1 pseudogene is annotated in these 508 nt (G+C 63.2%); it reads left to right on the forward strand.

Features of this window, described 5'->3' with window-relative positions:
* Positions 1 to 304: 304 nt before the first annotated feature.
* Positions 305 to 508, forward strand: a pseudogene (locus A3722_RS25195) (cytochrome c oxidase assembly protein); the annotation flags it as partial.

The raw sequence follows: 508 nt of genomic DNA on the forward strand, positions 1-508 counted from the left end.
TTCGTTCGGAACGATGTGCCCGCGCGCAGCGTTCCTGTCAGGGAACGACGGAAGGGAAAATAAACCTTGTTCAGCGATGCTTGGATCCGAACCTATTGTGGACCGGCACCGGGGCCGGAGGATTTTTGGTTTCGCTGGAACTTCGACCCGCTCATTCTGGCCGCTCTGTCTTTGCTCTTCATCGTTGTCTTGCGCGCGCGCAGCCGCCACGGGATGGCTGCCGTGGGTGTTCTGGTGCTGGCCTTCGTCTCGCCCCCTCTGTGCGCTTTCCTCGGCTCTGTTTTCGGCGCGGGTGGTGCATCACGTGCTGCTCTTCGCCGTCGCCGCGCCGCTCTTGGCCTGCGCTTGGCCCTCGCGGCGGGCAGGTGTTGCGATGGCAGGCTTCGCGGTCTCGACCGTGGTGCTCTGGGGTTGGCATCTGCCGGTGGCCTATGATCTCGCGCTCTCGCATGTCGGGGTGTACTGGCTGATGCAGATTAGCCTGCTCGGCGCTGCTTTGTGGTTCTGG

The sequence above is a fragment of the Sulfitobacter sp. HI0027 genome, from assembly GCF_001634775.1.
Classification (GTDB): Bacteria; Pseudomonadota; Alphaproteobacteria; order Rhodobacterales; family Rhodobacteraceae; genus Sulfitobacter.